This window comes from Streptomyces sp. CNQ085 (assembly GCF_022614595.1).
Classification (GTDB): Bacteria; Actinomycetota; Actinomycetes; order Streptomycetales; family Streptomycetaceae; genus Streptomyces.
The window spans coordinates 1-16,358 of record NZ_JAJFAU010000112.1; the positions used below are offsets into that span (position 1 = coordinate 1).

General features: G+C 73.2%; 17 protein-coding genes and 2 pseudogenes. 9 read left to right on the forward strand and 10 right to left on the reverse strand.

Annotation, left to right across the window (positions count from 1 at the left end; all coding sequences use genetic code 11):
* Positions 1–275: 275 nt before the first annotated feature.
* Positions 276–1,448 carry a glycoside hydrolase family 26 protein gene (locus LJ221_RS17610; RefSeq protein ID WP_241717690.1) on the reverse strand — a complete coding sequence of 391 codons (1,173 nt, stop codon included), beginning with the start codon at positions 1,446–1,448 and terminating at the stop codon, positions 276–278.
* 301 nt (positions 1,449–1,749) lie between these two features.
* Between LJ221_RS17610 and LJ221_RS17615 the strand changes: the two genes are divergently transcribed.
* From LJ221_RS17615 to LJ221_RS17625, 3 genes and pseudogenes are all read left to right on the forward strand, one after another.
* Positions 1,750–3,213, forward strand: a complete 1,464-nt coding sequence (locus tag LJ221_RS17615; protein ID WP_241717691.1) for an ATP-grasp domain-containing protein — start codon at positions 1,750–1,752, stop codon at positions 3,211–3,213.
* A gap of 31 nt (positions 3,214–3,244) precedes the next feature.
* Positions 3,245–4,390: pseudogene (locus tag LJ221_RS17620) on the forward strand (NAD(P)-binding domain-containing protein); the annotation flags it as partial.
* Positions 4,391–4,541: 151 nt separating this feature from the next.
* The gene (locus tag LJ221_RS17625) at positions 4,542–7,187 is read left to right on the forward strand and encodes a glycoside hydrolase family 9 protein (protein WP_374228490.1); all 2,646 of its coding nucleotides are present in this window, start codon (positions 4,542–4,544) and stop codon (positions 7,185–7,187) included.
* A gap of 90 nt (positions 7,188–7,277) precedes the next feature.
* On the opposite strand, the gene LJ221_RS17630 is transcribed toward LJ221_RS17625, so the two are convergent.
* The 5 genes and pseudogenes from LJ221_RS17630 to LJ221_RS17650 all read right to left on the reverse strand — a co-directional run bounded on the left by LJ221_RS17630 (position 7,278) and on the right by LJ221_RS17650 (position 10,080).
* On the reverse strand, positions 7,278–8,108 hold the full coding sequence (locus LJ221_RS17630; protein ID WP_241717692.1) for a putative protein N(5)-glutamine methyltransferase: 831 nt from the start codon (positions 8,106–8,108) through the stop codon (positions 7,278–7,280).
* A gap of 400 nt (positions 8,109–8,508) precedes the next feature.
* The gene (locus LJ221_RS17635) at positions 8,509–8,682 is read right to left on the reverse strand and encodes a hypothetical protein (RefSeq protein ID WP_241717693.1); all 174 of its coding nucleotides are present in this window, start codon (positions 8,680–8,682) and stop codon (positions 8,509–8,511) included.
* Between the two features lie 3 nt (positions 8,683–8,685).
* A pseudogene (locus tag LJ221_RS17640) lies at positions 8,686–8,838 on the reverse strand (ergot alkaloid biosynthesis protein); the annotation flags it as partial.
* Positions 8,839–9,215: 377 nt separating this feature from the next.
* On the reverse strand, positions 9,216–9,632 hold the full coding sequence (locus tag LJ221_RS17645; protein ID WP_241717694.1) for an ATP-binding protein: 417 nt from the start codon (positions 9,630–9,632) through the stop codon (positions 9,216–9,218).
* Positions 9,633–9,768: 136 nt separating this feature from the next.
* Positions 9,769–10,080 carry an STAS domain-containing protein gene (locus tag LJ221_RS17650; RefSeq protein ID WP_241717695.1) on the reverse strand — a complete coding sequence of 104 codons (312 nt, stop codon included), beginning with the start codon at positions 10,078–10,080 and terminating at the stop codon, positions 9,769–9,771.
* Here LJ221_RS17650 and LJ221_RS24010 point away from each other — a divergent pair.
* The 4 genes from LJ221_RS24010 to LJ221_RS17675 all read left to right on the forward strand — a co-directional run bounded on the left by LJ221_RS24010 (position 10,079) and on the right by LJ221_RS17675 (position 13,569).
* Positions 10,079–10,714, forward strand: a complete 636-nt coding sequence (locus LJ221_RS24010; RefSeq protein WP_374228491.1) for a cellulose binding domain-containing protein — start codon at positions 10,079–10,081, stop codon at positions 10,712–10,714. The two genes, LJ221_RS17650 and LJ221_RS24010, sit on opposite strands and share 2 nt — an antisense overlap.
* Before the next feature lie 664 nt (positions 10,715–11,378).
* Positions 11,379–11,888, forward strand: coding sequence for a diaminobutyrate acetyltransferase (gene ectA / locus LJ221_RS17665; RefSeq protein ID WP_241717696.1), 510 nt, complete (start codon positions 11,379–11,381; stop codon positions 11,886–11,888).
* Between the two features lie 46 nt (positions 11,889–11,934).
* Positions 11,935–13,203 (forward strand): diaminobutyrate--2-oxoglutarate transaminase, encoded by a 1,269-nt coding sequence (ectB, locus tag LJ221_RS17670; protein ID WP_241717697.1) that lies wholly within the window; start codon positions 11,935–11,937, stop codon positions 13,201–13,203.
* A 201-nt stretch (positions 13,204–13,404) separates the two neighbouring features.
* Complete coding sequence (locus LJ221_RS17675; RefSeq protein WP_241717698.1) at positions 13,405–13,569, forward strand: hypothetical protein; 165 nt, start codon at positions 13,405–13,407, stop codon at positions 13,567–13,569.
* Positions 13,570–13,693: 124 nt separating this feature from the next.
* Here LJ221_RS17675 and rpsR read toward each other — a convergent pair whose 3' ends face one another.
* The 4 genes from rpsR to rpmG all read right to left on the reverse strand — a co-directional run bounded on the left by rpsR (position 13,694) and on the right by rpmG (position 15,609).
* Positions 13,694–13,930, reverse strand: coding sequence for a 30S ribosomal protein S18 (gene rpsR, locus LJ221_RS17680; protein WP_241717699.1), 237 nt, complete (start codon positions 13,928–13,930; stop codon positions 13,694–13,696).
* Between the two features lie 68 nt (positions 13,931–13,998).
* Positions 13,999–15,150 carry a GTP-binding protein gene (locus LJ221_RS17685; protein WP_241717700.1) on the reverse strand — a complete coding sequence of 384 codons (1,152 nt, stop codon included), beginning with the start codon at positions 15,148–15,150 and terminating at the stop codon, positions 13,999–14,001.
* Positions 15,147–15,404, reverse strand: coding sequence for a type B 50S ribosomal protein L31 (locus tag LJ221_RS17690; protein ID WP_241717701.1), 258 nt, complete (start codon positions 15,402–15,404; stop codon positions 15,147–15,149). The genes LJ221_RS17685 and LJ221_RS17690 overlap by 4 nt, the downstream gene beginning before the upstream one ends.
* Positions 15,405–15,444: 40 nt before the next feature.
* Complete coding sequence (gene rpmG, locus LJ221_RS17695; protein WP_093655888.1) at positions 15,445–15,609, reverse strand: 50S ribosomal protein L33; 165 nt, start codon at positions 15,607–15,609, stop codon at positions 15,445–15,447.
* Between the two features lie 70 nt (positions 15,610–15,679).
* Between rpmG and rpmB the strand changes: the two genes are divergently transcribed.
* Both rpmB and rpsN read left to right on the forward strand, forming a co-directional pair.
* Positions 15,680–15,916, forward strand: coding sequence for a 50S ribosomal protein L28 (gene rpmB / locus LJ221_RS17700; RefSeq protein ID WP_241717702.1), 237 nt, complete (start codon positions 15,680–15,682; stop codon positions 15,914–15,916).
* Positions 15,916–16,221, forward strand: a complete 306-nt coding sequence (rpsN, locus tag LJ221_RS17705; RefSeq protein ID WP_241717703.1) for a 30S ribosomal protein S14 — start codon at positions 15,916–15,918, stop codon at positions 16,219–16,221. Before rpmB ends, rpsN begins: the two co-directional genes overlap by 1 nt.
* Positions 16,222–16,358: the final 137 nt, after the last annotated feature.

The window sequence follows — 16,358 nt, forward strand, 5'->3', positions numbered from 1 at the left end:
CCTCCGGCCCAGGGCGTGCCCGCCGCCGACTCCGGGGTCCCCGCGCCCGCCGTCAAGGCCGCGGCCAGGGCGGCGGCGGCAGCGGCGGCGTCCGTCTCCGCGGCCTCCGGCAAGGACACGGCCGGCAACAGCACGCCGGAGGAACGGCGGAGACTGAGCCGGCGGTCCGCCCGGTGACCCGCCGCGCACCCCGTACCCCGCCCGGCGGGCACACCGGCCGGGGAGCGGTGAGCGCGGCCCGGGCCCCGGGGGCGGGCTTCCCGGAGCCCGGCCGGCTAGGACCTCCTCGTCCAGGAGAGGGTGACGCACAGCCGCCGGTCGCCGAACCAGCCGCCCAGCCAGTCGCCCAGGTCCACGCAGAACCCCGGCCGGTTCCGCTCCGGGGGCCGGACGCCGGACTTCATCCTCGCCCGGAAGACCGCGGAGGACTCCGGATTCTCCTCGCACCGCCACACCCCGTGCGGACAGTAGTCGCTGATGGTGTGGTAGAGCGGTTTCCGCTCGTCGATCCAGTCCAGCATGCGGCGCATGTACTCGGCGTTGTCACCCCTGCGGAACAGTCCCCATTCGGGGTAGGAGATCGGTTTTCCGCGCGCCGCGGCGAAATCCACCTGGTGCCGCAGTCCGTAGGGCTGGTTCACCTGGTCGTCGAACGTCTCGCCGGGTGGCTGGTCGTAGGAGTCCATCCCGATGATGTCGACCACGTCGTCGCCCGGGTAGCACTCGGTCCAGCCGATCGCGTCCTTTCCCCGGCTGGGCGCGAAGTCGAAACGGAACCTCTGCCCGTCCACCGACCGCATGGCGGCGACGATGCGCCTCCAGTACGTCTTCCACGCCCGCGGGTCCGGAGCGCAGCGGTGGGTGTAGGTGGTGCCGTTCATCTCCCAGCCCAGCACGATCACCGTGTCGGGTACCCCCGCGGAGACCAGGTGCCCGGCCAGGGTGCGGAAGTGGTGGTCGAAGCGGCCCCGCGCGCCCTGGGCGAGCAGCTCGCGCACCTCGTGGTCGGGGAGACCGGCCTCGTTGCGCGCCTGCATCGGCACGTTGAGCACGAACAGCCGGTCGGGGTCGGCACGCCGCCACTGGGCCCATGGGCGCAGGAAGTACGGGTCGCTCTCGATGCGCTCCCAGGTGTCGCCCGGCAGATAGGTGTGGCCCACCCGCAGATCCGCGCCACCGAGCCATTTTCGCAGCTCCGCGATCCGCCGCACCCCGTCCGAGCCCGAGCCGAGGAAGGCACCGGCGGCGACGGAGGAGCCGGCCGCACCCGGCGGGCGGGGTCCGGCGTGGTCGTCCCCGAAGGTGCCGGTCGCCAGGGCGCCGCCCACCACCAGGGCTCCGGCGGCGACGGCCCCGGTGCACGCGGCCGTCAGCCTGCGGCGCCTGGCGGGTGCCGCGGGTTTCCGGTGCCGACCGGTCCTCCCCGGTCGGGGATGTCGATGGGGCATCGTGCCTCCTCGCTGCGTCGCCGGAACCGCCTGCTCGTTACTCCCCGGCCCTGCGCGTATTTTCCGCGACACTAATCGGAGAATCCATCAAATGGACCGCAGAGCTGCTTTCTGATAACCCGTTCGCTCTTTCTGTCGCCCACTCGGACCAGCGTCGTGAGGGAATTTCGGTGACGTCGGCGAAGCCGGGGAAACGGCGCCCGGTAATACCGTCGACGGAGCACCGGGGGGCGCTGGAGGGCGTCAGGGGAAACCGCAAGAGAAAAAACCGAGAAACACCGAAAAACACCGAGGAATCCGCATGTCGCCACCGCTCGACACCGAGGTACCCGTACTGCTGCTGAGACTCGACCGGAATCCCTTCCACCACGGAACCCTGGGGGCCGTCAGGTCCCTGGGGCGCGCCGGCGTCGAGGTCCACGCCGTCGTCGAGTCGCCGCACTGCCCCATCGGCCGCTCCCGCTACCTGCGTCAGGGACACCACCTTCCGGCGGACGGGGTCCGCGGCACCCACCGGACGGGGGAGACGGTCGAGGCCGGCGGCGCGTCGGAGATCAGGCTGGAGCGGATGCTCCGCCGGATCTCCGACCGCATCGGACGGCCCGCCGTCCTGATCCCCATGGACGACATGGGGGCCATCGCCGCGGCCCGGCTCGCCGGACGGCTCGCCGGGCGGTTCCTGCTGCCCGAACAGCCGCCCGAACTGCCGCAGCGGGTGGCCGACAAGGCCCGGCTGGCCGCCATGTGCGGGGAGCTGGACATCCCGCACCCGCCGACCGTGAGCCCGCGCAGCGCCGGTGAGGCCGCCGCCGCGGCCCGGGAGCTGGGTCTGCCGCTGATCGCCAAGTGGAGCCGCCCCTGGCTGCTGCCCCGGGGCGGTGAACTGCGCAGCACCACCGTCGTCACCACGGAGGACCGGGCACGCGCCCTGTACCGGCGCAGCGGCGAGGCCGGCAGCCGGCTGCTGCTCCAGCGGCTCGTGCCCGGCGGCCGGGACACCGACTGGTTCTTCCACGGTTGCTTCACCGGCGGAGCGGTCCGCCTGGCGGGAGGAGCCGGACGCAAGGAGCGTTCCTGGCCGGTGGACGCCGGACTCACGGCGGTCGGCCGCTGGCTGCCGAACCCCGAGGTCGAGCGTGCGGCGCGGCTGCTGGCCGAGCATCTGGACTACCGGGGCATCCTCGACCTGGACTTCCGGTTCGACACCGTCACCGGCACCTACCAGCTGCTGGACTTCAACCCCCGTCCCGGCGCGCAGTTCCGGTTGTTCACCGACCGCTCGGGGCTGGACGTCGTCAGGGCCCTGCACCTGGATCTCACCGGCCGCGCCATCACCCCGGCCGGCCCCGTACCGGGCCGGGTCTTCGTCGCGGAGAACTACGCCCTGCTGTCCTCGCTGGCGGCACTGCCCTCCGAGGGCCTGCCGCTCACCGCCGTCCGGCGCGGACGGGGGTCCGCCGCGGGTGACGGCACGGACGGCGACACATTCGGGAGGGACGGGAGGAAGGAGCCCCGGGAGACGGAGACCGCCTGGTTCGCCGCGGACGACCCGGCACCCTTCCTCGCCATGGCCACCGCCTGGCTCGGGCAGGGCGGGCGCAAGGCCGCGGCGCGTCTGGGACGGCGCCTGCTACGCGCGGGCCGGCCGGCGGTCCGCGTGCGGGCGCCGGGGGGACCGGGCGGCGGGAGCGGCCGCTCCGGTGCGTCCCTCGGCGCACCCCGGACCCCGGCCGACCTGCGCACCACCGAGCGCCCGACAGCATGACGAGCCCACGACAAGAGAGCGGTGACCGACCATGTACGACCTGGTAGTGGTGGGCGCGGGCCCCTACGGACTGTCGATCGCGTCCCACGCGGCGGCGGCCGGAATCGGGGCGCGCGTCCTCGGCCGTCCGATGGCCTCCTGGCGGGACCACATGCCCGAGGGGATGTTCCTCAAGTCCGAACCCTGGTCCTCGAACCTGTCCGACCCCTCAGGCGAGCACACCCTGGCCGCCTACTGCGCCTCCCAGGGGTTGCGCGCCGAGCACGGCACCCCGCTGCCGATCGGCGTCTTCACCGAGTACGGGCTGTGGTTCGGACGCTCGGCCGTGCCGTCGGTCGAGGAGGAGACGGTTCTCTCCGTGCGCCCCCGGACGGAGGGTTTCCTGGTGGAGACCGGAGCGGGCGAGGCTATCCTGGCGCGGACCGTGGCCCTGGCGGTCGGCGTGATGCCGTTTGTCCACCGCCCCGAGCCGCTGCGGGCGCTGCCCCGCGAACTCGTCACCCACAGCAGCCACCACCGGGATCTGTCGCGCTTCCACGGACAGGACGTCACGGTGATCGGCGCCGGGCAGGCCGCCCTGGAGACCGCCGCGCTGCTGGCCGAGTGCGGGGCCCGCCCCCGGCTGGTGGCCCGCGCCGGCGGCATCGCCTGGAACACCCCGCCCCAGCCCCTGGAGCGCTCCGCACTGCGCTCCCTGATCGACCCGCACTGCGGTCTGGGCACGGGCTGGCCCAGCTGGGTGTGGTCCGAGACCCCCTGGGTGGTCCGCCGACTGCCGGGTGCGCTGCGGACGCGGATCGTGGAACGGGCAATGGGCCCGGCCGGGGCCTGGTGGCTGCGCGACCGCGTGGAGGACCGGATCCCGACGCTGCTCGGCCGGCGGCTGCGGGCGGCCGTCCCGGCGGGCGGGAGGGTGCGGCTGAGTCTGGAGACGGCCGAAGGGGCGGAGACGACCCTGGAGACCGACCATGTGGTGGCCGCCACCGGGTTCGTCCCGGACATCGGGCGGCTGGGCCTGCTGGATCCGTACATGCGCAACCGCCTTCGGCTGGCGGGGGCCGGCCGGGCTCCCGAGGTGGACGGCCGGTTCGAGTCCTCGGTGCCGGGCCTGTTCTTCGCCGGGCTGCTGACGGCGCCGTCCTTCGGCCCGGCCATGCGGTTCGTCCACGGGCCGGCCGGTCACGGGAATCCGTTGGTCGTGTCCGACGTCTTGACGCTGTCTGTCATGCGCCCCACGCTCTATGGGAGCGCTCCCAGGTGTTGTGGGGCGCCTCTCGTCATGCCGTCGCGTCGCCCCGTCCGTTTCCCCACGCCGGAAGGACCGAACTGTGACACCTCATCCGCCCCCCCAGTCCCGGGCGACGGGCCGCCCGCGCCGCGTGCTGGGCGCCGTGGCCGCCGCCGGACTGCTGGCCGGAGCCCTGACCGCCCCCGCCCTCGCGGTCGAGTCCGCCGACCGGCCCGAACTGATCACCAACGGCGACTTCTCCGACGGCACCACCGGCTGGTGGTGGACGGAGAACAGCCCTGGCGAGATCGTGGACGGCCGCCTGTGTGCCGAGGTGCCCGCCGGCACGGAGAACCCCTGGGACGCCATAGTCGGGCAGAACGACCTCCCGCTCACCGCGGGCGAGGGCTACGAACTGAGCTTCACCGCGGGCGCCACCGAGCCGATCACCGTCCGCACCAACGTCCAGATGGCCACCGAGCCCTGGACCACCGAGCATGCTTCGGCCGACCGGGTCGGCGCCGAGGCGCAGACCTTCACCCACGTCTTCACCGCGGGCGCCGACCACGAGGCGGCCCAGCTCGCCTTCCAGATCGGCGGCAGCGAGCAGGCGTACACCTTCTGCCTGGACGACGTCTCGCTCACCGGCGGCGCCGAACCGCCCGTCTACGAGCCCGACACCGGCTCGCCGGTGCGCGTCAACCAGGTCGGCTACCTCACCGAGGGGCCCAAGAACGGCACCTTCGTCACCGAGAAGACCTCGGCCCTGGCCTGGACGCTCAAGGACGCAGACGGCACCGAGAAGGCGTCCGGCACCACCACCCCCGCCGGCGTCGACCCGACCTCCCGCCAGAACGTCCACACCTTCGGCCTCGGCGACTTCGACGAGACGGGCGAGGGCTACACCGTCACCATCGACGGCCACACCAGCGAGCCCTTCGACATCGGCGACGACCTGTACTCCTCGCTGCGCTCGGACGCGCTGGCGTACTTCTACCACAACCGCAGCGGCATCGAGATCGACGCCGACCTGGTGGGCGAGGAGTACGCCCGTCCCGCCGGGCACGTCGGCGTCGCGCCCAACCGGGGCGACACCGAGGTCCCGTGCCAGGAGGGCCTGTGCGACTACACCCTCGACGTCTCCGGCGGCTGGTACGACGCCGGTGACCACGGCAAGTACGTCGTCAACGGCGGTATCTCCGTCGCCCAGGTGATGTCCAACTACGAGCGCACCCTCACCGCAGAGGGCGCCGACGGCGCCGCGCTCGGCGACGGTGGGCTCCGCGTGCCCGAGCGCGGCAACGGCGTTCCGGACGTGCTGGACGAGGCTCGCTGGCAGATGGACTTCCTGATGCGGATGATGGTGCCCGCCGGCGAGGAACTCGCCGGCATGGCGCACCACAAGATCCACGACAGGGCGTGGACCGGACTGCCGCTGCTGCCGCACCAGGACCCGCAGCCGCGCGAGCTGCACGCGCCGTCCACCGCCGCCACCCTCAACGTGGCCGCCACCGCCGCCCAGTGCGCCCGCCTGTTCGAGCAGTACGACGCGCCCTTCGCCGACCGCTGCCTGGACGCCGCCGAGACCGCCTGGGCCGCCGCCAAGGCGCACCCGGACATGCTCGCCGACCCCAACGACGGCACCGGCGGCGGCGCCTACAGCGACAACGACGTGTCCGACGAGTTCTACTGGGCCGCGGCCGAGCTCTTCGTCACCACCGGTAACGAGACCTACCGTCAGGAGGTCATGAACTCCCCGCTGCACGGCGACACCGACGCCGTCTTCCCGCGCGGCGGCATGTCCTGGGGTGCCACCGCCGGCCTGGGCGCGCTCAGTCTGGCCACCGTGCCCAACGAGATGACCGACGCCCAGCTCCAGGGCGTGCGCGCCATGGTCACCGAGGCAGCCGACGGCTACGCCGCCGACTCCCGCGCCGCCGCCTACGGCGTCCCCTACGCCCCGCGGGACAACCACTACGTGTGGGGCTCCAACAGCCAGGTCCTCAACAACATGGTGGTCCTGGCCACCGCGCACGACCTGACCGGCGACGCCGCCTACCGCGACGCGGTGCTGCGCGGCATGGACTACCTGCTGGGCCGCAACCCGCTCAACCAGTCCTACGTCACCGGATACGGCGAGCGCGACTCGCGCAACCAGCACCACCGGTTCTGGGCCAACCAGCTCGACCCGGACCTGCCCAACCCGGCGCCCGGCTCCGTCGCGGGCGGCCCGAACGTCGAGATCCAGGATCCGATCGCCCAGGACAGGCTCCAGGGCTGCGCCCCGGCGATGTGCTACATCGACCACATCGAGTCCTGGGCCACCAACGAGATCACCATCAACTGGAACGCACCGCTGGCCTGGGTCGCCTCCTACCTCGACGACCTCGGCCGGGGCGGTGACGGCGGGGAGGACCCGGGCGAGACGCCCTCCTGCGAGGTCACCTACTCCTCCGACCGGTGGAACAGCGGCTTCAGCACCAACGTGACGGTGAAGAACACCGGCACCGGGACGCTCAACGGCTGGGAGCTGACCTGGTCCTTCGCCGACAGCCAGAGGATCACCCAGGCGTGGAACGCCCAGGTCGTCCAGACCGGACGGGACGTCACCGCCAAGCCCGCGCGGTGGAACACCACCATTCCGGCGAACGGCTCCGTGAACTTCGGCTTCAACGGAACCTCCAGCGGCCAGGCGGCCGACCCGGACGCCGTCTCCCTGAACGGGAAGGCTTGCGCGGTCAGGTGACCTGACGCGTCTTCGACCGCGCACCACCCGACCGGAGGGCCGGGGCGCCCCGCACCGGGGTGTCCCGGCCCTCCGCCGTCGGTTCCGCCCTCAGCCCTGCGGTAGTCCGTCGCCGGCCGAGGCCCGGGAGCCGAAGACGACGGTGGCGGACAGCTCCTCGCAGACGGCCGTCCGAGGCACCAGACCGGCCCGGGCGACGGCCTCGGCCGTCCGCGGCGCCTGGTGCCCGCCCGTCTCCACCAGCAGACACCCGTCCGGCGCGAGCCACCGCGGGGCCTCCTCGATCACCCTGCGCTGGACGCCCAGCCCATCCGGCCCGCCGTCGAGCGCCACCGGCGGCTCGTGCTCGCGGGCCTCCGCGGGCAGCAGCACCATCTCACCGTTGGGCACGTACGGCGCGTTGGCGACCAGCACGTCGACGCGGCCGCGCAGCGCCGCGGGCAGCGGAGCGTACAGATCGCCCTCGTACACCCGGCCACCGGCGGGGGCGGTGTTGCGGCGCGCGCAGCGCACCGCGGCCGGGTCGACATCGGCGGCGTACAGCTCCACCCCCTCCACGGCCGCCGCCACCGCGGCGCCCACCGCGCCCGAGCCGCAGCACAGATCGAGTACGACGGCGCCGCGACGGCGCCCGGCGAGCGCCGCGGCCCGCCGGGCGAGGAACTCGGTACGACGGCGGGGCACGAAGACCCCGGGCTCCACGGCGATCCGCAGACTGCGGAACTCGGCCCAGCCCAGGACGTGTTCGAGCGGCAGGCCGCCCGCCCGGCGCTCCACCATGGCGGCGAGCTCACCGGGGGCGCGGGCGGTGGACAGCATCAGCCGCGCCTCGTCCTCGGCGAAGACGCAGCCCGCGGCCCGCAGCCGGGCGGCGACGGCGGACAGGGCGGAAGGAGCGGAGAAGGAAGAGGGACGAGGCATGAAGGCCTTCCGGGGTGCCGAAGGGCGCTCTCACGGTCACCCGCGCCGGGGAACCGGCGCCTTCGCGGGCACGGGACGAGAGAACCCTGCCTGACCTGGCGTCGACCGGTCTCACCCCCTCGCGTCGCACTGCGTTGCGGACCGGCAACACTACAGCACCGCGGCCGGACGGCCACCGGCCCTTGCCGGTTCCCGGGCGACCCGGTCGGGGTGGTCGGTGCGGTGGGGCACGGTGCGGATGCTCGGCACCCCCGTGGCTCCGAGGCCCCCACCGCGGTCCCGGCCTCGGTGGCGCGGTTCACCGCCGGGCAGCCCGGCATCGACGGCGCGCGCTCCGGCGGTTACGGGACCCGCTCGCGGACGGCGTACGGGCATGTGTGGAGATCCACGACGAGTACGGCTACCGGGACTCCGCCGCGGGCGAGGCGGAGTCCCGGGCGTTCCCGGCGGCGCGGGTGTGGTCGTCGCCGGAGGAGGTCGCGACGACCTCGCCGACGTCCGAACCGCCGTAGACGGCCAGGCCGGGATCGCGCGGGGTCCCGAACCAGAACCGCTGATCGTCGTCCTGGGACATCGATCAGCTGCTGCCTCGCACCTGCCCTTCGATGAAGGCCCGAAAAGCGCGCGGGGGTCGCCCGGTGAGGCGCTGGACGGTATCGGTGACGCGGTCCTTCGCCCCTTCCGCGATGGCACGGTCCATGCCGTCGAGGGCGGCCGTGTGGGTGGTGGGCTCGGACCAGTCGAAGTCGCCGGATCGGTGCCCCGGTGGAGCCGCAGGCCGGTGGAGCCGTACAGGTCGATGTGGCCGGGACAGTGGCACATGTGGGCGGCGATGGCCTCTTCGCCCTCCAGACGCCGGGGCCGGCCCTCGGGGCCGGCTCCATGGCGGGGAGGCCCGGTCAGGGGGTCGGCGGGCCGCCCGGGACCCGTGGCCCGGCCGTGCCCCCACCGCATGAGCGGTGGTTCCGCGACGGGGTGCTCAGGTCCCCGTCGCGACAGGCCCGGGAGGGCTGGGATTCGTGCCGGGGCCGGACGAGGAGGGACGAGGAAGGGCAGGGGAGCCGCGGGCCGGGAACCGGCCGGGTCCCGGGAGGTCCGGGGCCGGTCTCACCACGGGAGGAAGGCGTGGATCTCCTTGCCGTCCGGCAGTGGGTGGACGCTGAGCCGGTCGGCGATCCGCTCGACGATGGACCAGCCGAAGCCGCCCCCGCCGCCGTCCAGGTCGGCCCGGCGGGGGCTGGGCGGGGTCGGATCGCCGTCGCGTACGGCGACCTGTACCCGGCCACCGGAGAAGGCCAGGTACAGGGTGAGCGGACCGGAGGTGTGGCGTACGGCGTTGGTGACCAGTTCGGAGACGACCAGCAGCACGTCGTCGCGTGAGCGGTCCCCGGTGGGTGGAGAGGTGCCCGCCAGCCTCGTCAGAAAGGTGTTGGCGGCGTCGCGTGCCCGGGCGATGGTGCCGGAGTGGCCGTCGAAGTCGGCGCGCAGACGGGGAGCCCCCAGCCCCTCGCTCAGCAGTTCCATCGCCGGTCCCCCAGTCAGCACAGCGGCGTCCGTGATGCGTCTTCCCGCTGATGTCCACACCATACGCCGCTGTGGCCCCGCCTCGCCGCACCCGTTGTCGCGGGCGGGCCGGAGACCGGGATCCGGACGGGGGCGGTCAGCCCGCGACGGTGAAGAACCCCGCCAGACCCACCAGTTCCAGCAGCCTGCCGGGCTGTTCGCCGACGCCGGTCAGTGTCAGGGGGACCCCGCGGTCCCGGCAGCTGCGCTCCAGGGAGAGAAGGGCGTGCAGGCCGGCGGAGTCCATGAAGGGGACACTCGACAGATCCACGGCCAGGCCCCGCCACGGCTGGTCGAGTTCCCCCAGGACGCCCGTCAGGGCCGGCGCGCTGTCGTGGTCGACGTCACCTCGGGGATGCAGGACGACGGTGTCGTGTTGGCGGGTGATGGCGACGGACAGGGTGCGCATGGCCCTCGACCCCCTTCCGGGGTGGATCGGTTCGTGTCGGCCGGAGTCGTTCTCCGGATCGGGCGGTTGGGCGGGTACCCGGCCGACGCGGGCGGAGGAGCCTCCCCGGCCAGACGGCGGGGCGGCTCCCCCCACCGTCACACACCTGAAGCCGCCGCGCCACCATCGCTGTCCCAAATCCCGGCCCGTGCGCACGTCCGGGGGCGGCGGCCGAGCCGGTCGCCGTCGGCGGAAACGTCTGGCTCGGGGCGGCGTCATCTCCTTCATCGCCCCCTCGGCGGTCCGGAGCATGAGCTTCGACGTCATGGACTTCGTCGACGGGACGGTCGCCCGCGGCATGGCCCAGCGCTCGTGGTGCCTGAGCGGTGTCCAGGCCGGCTTCGAGCCGTGGCAGAACGGCGCCGGCGGTGGTGACGACGGCGAGCGGGGTGGCGACGGCGAGCGGGGTGGCGATCCGGTCGCGTGCGAGGTCACCTACACCACCAACTTCTGGTCGAACGGTTTCACCGCCGACGTCCGCGTCAGGAACACCGGCTCGACCGCGATCAGCGGCTGGGAGCTGAACTTCGCCCTGCCTGCCAGTCGGTCACCAGCGCCTGGAACGCCGTACTCTCCCCCGGAACAGGCACGGTGACGGCCCGTCCGGTTGCCGGTGCGGGTGTTCCGCCGGTCCGCGGTCGTGCAGATCACCACGTCGCGTGAGGTGCGCGACTTGTGGGTGTTGTGGAAGCCGCTGATCCAGGCGCGCGTCTGCGTGGTGGACAGGCCGTAGCACACCGCCCCGTAGGGGTTGTGCTCGATGTCCGGGACACCGGGCAGGGGCATGTGGTCCCGACCTCTGCCGGGGGTGCGAACTGCGCCGACGGGCCGTGCCCGGCGGGAACTTTCACGGCGCGAAAGCTGATTCCCCCGGACGGTTCCAGGACCGGGAAGGCCCGCGCCGCGGCTCTGTGCGTTCCGCCGTTCGGGTGACCTTTGGGATGGGCTTCGGGGACGGCCGGACAAGCCTTCCCGGTGTTTTCCCGCCTCATCCGGCTCTGTGCGGGAAAAGGCGGGAAAACCTGCGGTAGCCACCCGGTAGTCACCGGAGTAGCTTTCGATGAGTGCCGATGAGCGCGGGAAGCCTGCCGAACAGGCCTGACAGCCCGGTCAATTGTCCCGCGCACCGGAAAGACCGTCCGGCAACGCGGGTGGTCGCTCCGCGAGATCCGCGCCCGGCGGTCCCGGGCTCCTGCCGGCCGACTCCCTTCGGTGGAAGCCGCCGGGGATCGGGGGCCGACCGCGGTGGAGGTGAAGCCATGGCGACGCAGACGGAACCCCTGATCGAGGCGCCCGGCGTCGAGGACGGCGCCGCCGTGTGGCGCATCGCCCGGGACTCCCGTGTACTCGATCTCAACTCCTCCTACAGCTACCTGCTGTGGTTCCGGGACTTCGCCCGGACCTCCGCGGTGGCGCGCGGCGAGCACGGTGCGCCCGTCGGCTTCGTCACCGGCTATCTGCGTCCGGAGAGGCCCGGCACGCTGGTGGTCTGGCAGGTCGCGGTGGACGAGGAGCACCGCGGACGCGGCCTGGCCGGCGCCATGCTGGACCACCTGGCCGCCCGGTCGGCGCCGCGGGGGATCCGGCGCCTTGAGGCCACCGTCGCACCGGGGAACACCGCCTCCGGCCGGCTGTTCACGCTCTTCGCCCGGCGGCACGGCGCGGCGCTGAAGCGTGAGGCGCTGTTCGGTGCGGAGCTCTTCCCGGACGGCCACGCCCCCGAGGTGCTGTACCGCATCGGACCACTGCCCCGCGCCGTCCGGCCCTGATCCGCCGTCCGCCCGGCAACCCACACCCAGCGAGGAGCGCAATGCCATGACCATGACCGAAGCCGAGATCTCCGTCTTCGACGCCCTGGAATCGGAGGTGCGCAGTTACTGCCGCGGCTGGCCGAGGGTCTTCGACCGGGCGCGCGGAAGCCACATGTACGACGAGGACGGCCACGCGTTCCTCGACTTCTTCGCCGGGGCGGGCGCACTGAACTACGGGCACAACAACCCGGTCCTCAAACGCGCCCTGCTGGACTACCTGGAGCGCGACGGCGTCACTCACGGCCTGGACATGTCCACCACGGCCAAACGGGACTTCCTGGAGACGTTCCGCGACCTCGTGCTGTGCCCGCGCGGCCTGGACCACAAGGTGATGTTCCCCGGCCCGACCGGCGCCAACGCCGTCGAGGCGGCCCTGAAGCTGGCCCGCAAGATCAAGAGGCGCGAGACGGTGGTGTCCTTCACCAACGCCTTCCACGGCATGTCGCTCGGTGCGCTGGCGGTGACCGGCAACGCCTTCAAGCGCGCCGGCGCCGGCGTCCCCCTGGTGCACGGCACCCCGATGCCGTTCGACCGCTACCTCGACGGCAAGGTCGAGGACTTCCTGTGGTTCGAGCGCCTGCTGGAGGACCGCGGTTCCGGCCTGAACCGGCCGGCCGCCGTGATCGTCGAGACCGTGCAGGGCGAGGGCGGCGTCAACGTCGCCCGGGCCGAGTGGCTGCGCGCCCTGGCCGACCTGTGCCGCCGCTGGGACATGCTGCTGATCGTCGACGACATCCAGATGGGCTGCGGCCGCACCGGCGCCTTCTTCTCCTTCGAGCAGGCCGGGATCACGCCCGACATCATCACGGTGTCCAAGTCGATCAGCGGTTACGGGCTGCCGATGGCGCTGACGCTGTTCCGGCCCGAGCTGGACGTGTGGGAGCCCGGCGAGCACAACGGCACCTTCCGCGGCAACAACCCCGCCTTCGTCACCGCCGCCGCGGCGCTGAACACCTACTGGGCCGACAGCGGAACGGAGAAGCAGACGCTCGCACGCGGCGAGCAGGTCGAGGCGGCCCTGTCCGAGATCGTCCGCGAGCACCGCCGGAGCGGGGCCGGACACCGCGGACGCGGCCTGGCCTGGGGGCTGACCTTCGCCGACGAGGGGCGTGCCACCCGGGTGTGCGCCCGCGCCTTCGAGCTCGGACTGCTCATCGAGACCTCCGGCCCCGAGAGCGAGGTCGTCAAGCTGCTTCCGGCGCTGACGATCTCCCCCGAGGAGCTGGACGAGGGCCTGCGCACCCTGGCCCGTGCCGTTGACGAGACCGCCTGACCGTACGCCCGGGAACCCGGGGCCCGGGCGGGGTGTGGGGCCGCCTTCCGCCGAGCGGCGCGGGAAGGCGGCGCACCAAATCCCCCGAAAGTGCCATGATGTCCTTCTGGGTGACATTTATGGCATGTACGTCGAGGGGCGCCGCCGGGACGTGCGGGGACGGCGCCCCGGCCCCGCACGGTGGCCGGGGCCGGTGACGCGATGGCCGCGCACGACCGGCTGGATACGGAGTTCCTGGAGGTGGTGCGCGGCGCCGGCACGTCCACCGGCGGCCTGTACCTGCTGAGCCCGGACGGCGACGTGCTGCGCCTGGCGATGTTGTGCGGCGCGCCGCTCGACCGCACCCTCGCCGCGGCCCCCTCCTGAGGAACAGTCGTACGCCGCCTGTTGTACGGGCTGCCCGACACGGCGTACGGGCCGGCGCCCGGGGGAGCGGGTGCCGGCCCGAAGCCGGTGGAGGGCGGGCGTCTCCGGAGGAGAGGGATTCCCGCTACCGGCTGCCGTAGGGCAGCAGGGCCATCTCCCGGGCGTTCTTGATCGCGCGGGCGAGCTGCCGCTGCTGCCGGGCGGTGACGCGGGTGACGCGGCGACTGCGGATCTTGCCCCGGTCGGAGACGAACTTCCGCAGCAGATCGGTGTCCTTGTAGTCGATGTAGGTGATCCCGGCGACATCCAGGGGGTTGGGACGGGGCTTGGCGTTCCTGCGGGGGTCGGGGCGGCGCGGCATGCGGGATGCTCCTCGGCTCTCGTGGGTCGTTGCGTGGGTCGTTTCGCGGACCGGGGCGCCGGACCGGTTCAGGCGGCGTCCAGCAGGGGGCCGAAGGCGGCCGGGAGGCGCCTCCACGCCTCCCGGCCCGCGGCGTACTCGGCGTCGGTGAGCAGGCAGGAGTCGAGCAGGCGCAGCAGGCCCTCGCGGTCCAGGTCGGGGGAGGTGAAGACCAGGTGCTGGCAGCGGTCGCCGTGCTCGGGATGCCAGTCCAGCGCGGCGGCTGTCCGCCGGACGGGATCCACCATCTCCCAGGCGGCGTCGGGCAGCGCCGCCAGCCAGGGACCGGCGCTCTCGACGCAGAGCGCGCCGCCGGCGCAGTCCCAGGCCAGCAGGGTGTCGGGCCGGTCGGCCAGCCAGAAGCGGCCGCGGCTGCGGGCGGCGGCACAGGCGAGGTCCTCCAGGGCCTCGAAGAGCCGTCCGGGGTGGAAGGGGCGATGGCGGCGCCAGACCAGGGTGGCCACCCCGGCCTCGTCCGCTTCCTGCGGCAGCCGGGAGCAGGCCGGATGCTGGGCGGTGGCGGCCATCGCCGCATCGAAGCCGGCGAGCGCGGCCTCGGCCAGCTCCCCGGAGGCGGCCGGCACCCGGCGCGCGGCCGGGTGGAGCTGGGACAGGAGCGCGTGGTCGGCCCCGTCGGCCTCGGGGCTGTCGACGAGGGCGAGCACGGGGGCGTATTCCAGTTGCCGCGCCCAGGTGTCGGCGACCGTGCGCTGATCGGTGGCGGCCGCGGCGAGACCGGCCTCGGCCAGGTCGTCGCCGCATGCCAGACAGGGCAGGACGAGCGCGGGATCGACGGCGGTGACGACGCCGGTCAGCTCCAGTGTGCCGTGGCCGTGGGCGGCGACGACCTCGGCCATGCCCTTCGGCTCGACGGAGTCCCACAGCTCGACGACCGCCAGCCGGGCCGCGCCGCTGTCGGCCAGCCGCTCCAGCTCCGGGATCAGGTCCTCGCGCAGCGCGCAGCAGGCGCAGTCGTCGACCAGGGGCGCCTCGCCGCGGGACAGCTCGCCCGAGGCGTCGCGCACGGTGCGCACCACCGTGCCGTCCGCGGCGCCGGACAGGTCGTGGTGGAGGGCCACGCAGTCCGGAACGGCGCGCAGCAGCCGCTCCACGACCTCGCGGCGGGCGTCGACGTGCAGCCCGGCGACGATCACGACGGGCAGCCGTGGCTCCACGGTCATCGCCGGGCCCCGCGCGAGCCGTAGCGGCGCTCGAAGCGCTCCACGCGTCCGGCGGTGTCCAGGACCCGCTGGGTGCCGGTGTAGAAGGGGTGGCTCGCCGAGGAGATCTCGACGTCGACCACCGGGTAGGTGTTGCCGTCCTCCCACTCGATCGTCTTGTCACCGGTCATGGTGGAGCGGGTGAGGAAGGCGAAGCCGGCGCTCCTGTCGCGGAAGACGACGGGGCGGTACGGGGGATGGATTCCGGGTTTCACGGTGTGTCCTCGTGTCGTGGGGTCGGGGCCGGGACGGGGTTCAGCGTTCCTCGCGGAAGTCGACGTGGCGGCGGGCGAGGGGGTCGTACTTGCGCAGGACCATGCGGTCGGGGTCGTTGCGGCGGTTCTTGCGGGTGACGTAGGTGTAGCCGGTCCCCGCGGTGGAGCGGAGCTTGATGACCGGGCGGAGTTCGCTGCGTGCCATGGCGCTAGTATATGACAATGGTTTCCATTATCGAAAAGGGAGCCGTCCGCACCGACAGGAAGGACCCCCCTTGTCCGCCCACTGCCAGCTGACCGGCGCCAAGCCGGGCTTCGGCAACAACATCTCCCACTCCCACCGGCGCACCTCCCGCCGCTTCGACCCCAACATCCAGCGCAAGCGGTACTGGCTGCCCGGCGAAGGGCGCCACGTCCGGCTCACCCTCAGTGCGAAGGGCGTCAAGACCGTCGACGCCATCGGCATCGAGGCCGCCGTGGCCCGCATCCGCGCAAGGGGAGGAAGGGTCTGATGGCGAAGAAGAGCAAGATCGCCAAGAACGACAAGCGGCGGGAGACCGTCGAGCGGTACGCGGCCCGGCGCGCGGAACTGAAGGGGATCATCCGCCGCCCCTCCTCCACCGAGGACGAACGCGCCGCCGCGCTGGCCGAGTTGCGACGCCAGCCGCGTGACGCCAGCGCGACCAGGGTGCGCAACCGCGACGCCGTGGACGGCCGCCCGCGCGGGCACCTGCGGAAGTTCGGGCTCTCCCGGGTGCGGATGAGGCGGCAGGCCCATGCGGGATTCCTGCCCGGAGTCACCAAGTCATCCTGGTGACAGACCTCTTCGGGACGGAGGGGCCGGTCTCCCTCCGTCCCGGGGAGACCGGCCGTGCGGCCGGCGCGCCCGTGCCCTCCGCCGACGCCCGCACGGAGGCGCCACCGGCCCCGGCCGGACGCGACCGGCCGGGGCAC

Coding starts and splice junctions, on each gene's coding strand:
- LJ221_RS17610 (WP_241717690.1), bottom strand. CDS start 1,448: ATGCCCCATCGACATCCCCGACCGGGGAGGACCGGTCGGCACCGGAAA.
- LJ221_RS17615 (WP_241717691.1), top strand. CDS start 1,750: ATGTCGCCACCGCTCGACACCGAGGTACCCGTACTGCTGCTGAGACTC.
- LJ221_RS17630 (WP_241717692.1), bottom strand. CDS start 8,108: ATGCCTCGTCCCTCTTCCTTCTCCGCTCCTTCCGCCCTGTCCGCCGTC.
- LJ221_RS17635 (WP_241717693.1), bottom strand. CDS start 8,682: ATGTCCCAGGACGACGATCAGCGGTTCTGGTTCGGGACCCCGCGCGAT.
- LJ221_RS17645 (WP_241717694.1), bottom strand. CDS start 9,632: ATGGAACTGCTGAGCGAGGGGCTGGGGGCTCCCCGTCTGCGCGCCGAC.
- LJ221_RS24010 (WP_374228491.1), top strand. CDS start 10,079: ATGGCCCTCGACCCCCTTCCGGGGTGGATCGGTTCGTGTCGGCCGGAG.
- LJ221_RS17650 (WP_241717695.1), bottom strand. CDS start 10,080: ATGCGCACCCTGTCCGTCGCCATCACCCGCCAACACGACACCGTCGTC.
- ectA (WP_241717696.1), top strand. CDS start 11,379: ATGGCGACGCAGACGGAACCCCTGATCGAGGCGCCCGGCGTCGAGGAC.
- ectB (WP_241717697.1), top strand. CDS start 11,935: ATGACCATGACCGAAGCCGAGATCTCCGTCTTCGACGCCCTGGAATCG.
- LJ221_RS17675 (WP_241717698.1), top strand. CDS start 13,405: ATGGCCGCGCACGACCGGCTGGATACGGAGTTCCTGGAGGTGGTGCGC.
- rpsR (WP_241717699.1), bottom strand. CDS start 13,930: ATGCCGCGCCGCCCCGACCCCCGCAGGAACGCCAAGCCCCGTCCCAAC.
- LJ221_RS17685 (WP_241717700.1), bottom strand. CDS start 15,150: ATGACCGTGGAGCCACGGCTGCCCGTCGTGATCGTCGCCGGGCTGCAC.
- rpmG (WP_093655888.1), bottom strand. CDS start 15,609: ATGGCACGCAGCGAACTCCGCCCGGTCATCAAGCTCCGCTCCACCGCG.
- rpsN (WP_241717703.1), top strand. CDS start 15,916: ATGGCGAAGAAGAGCAAGATCGCCAAGAACGACAAGCGGCGGGAGACC.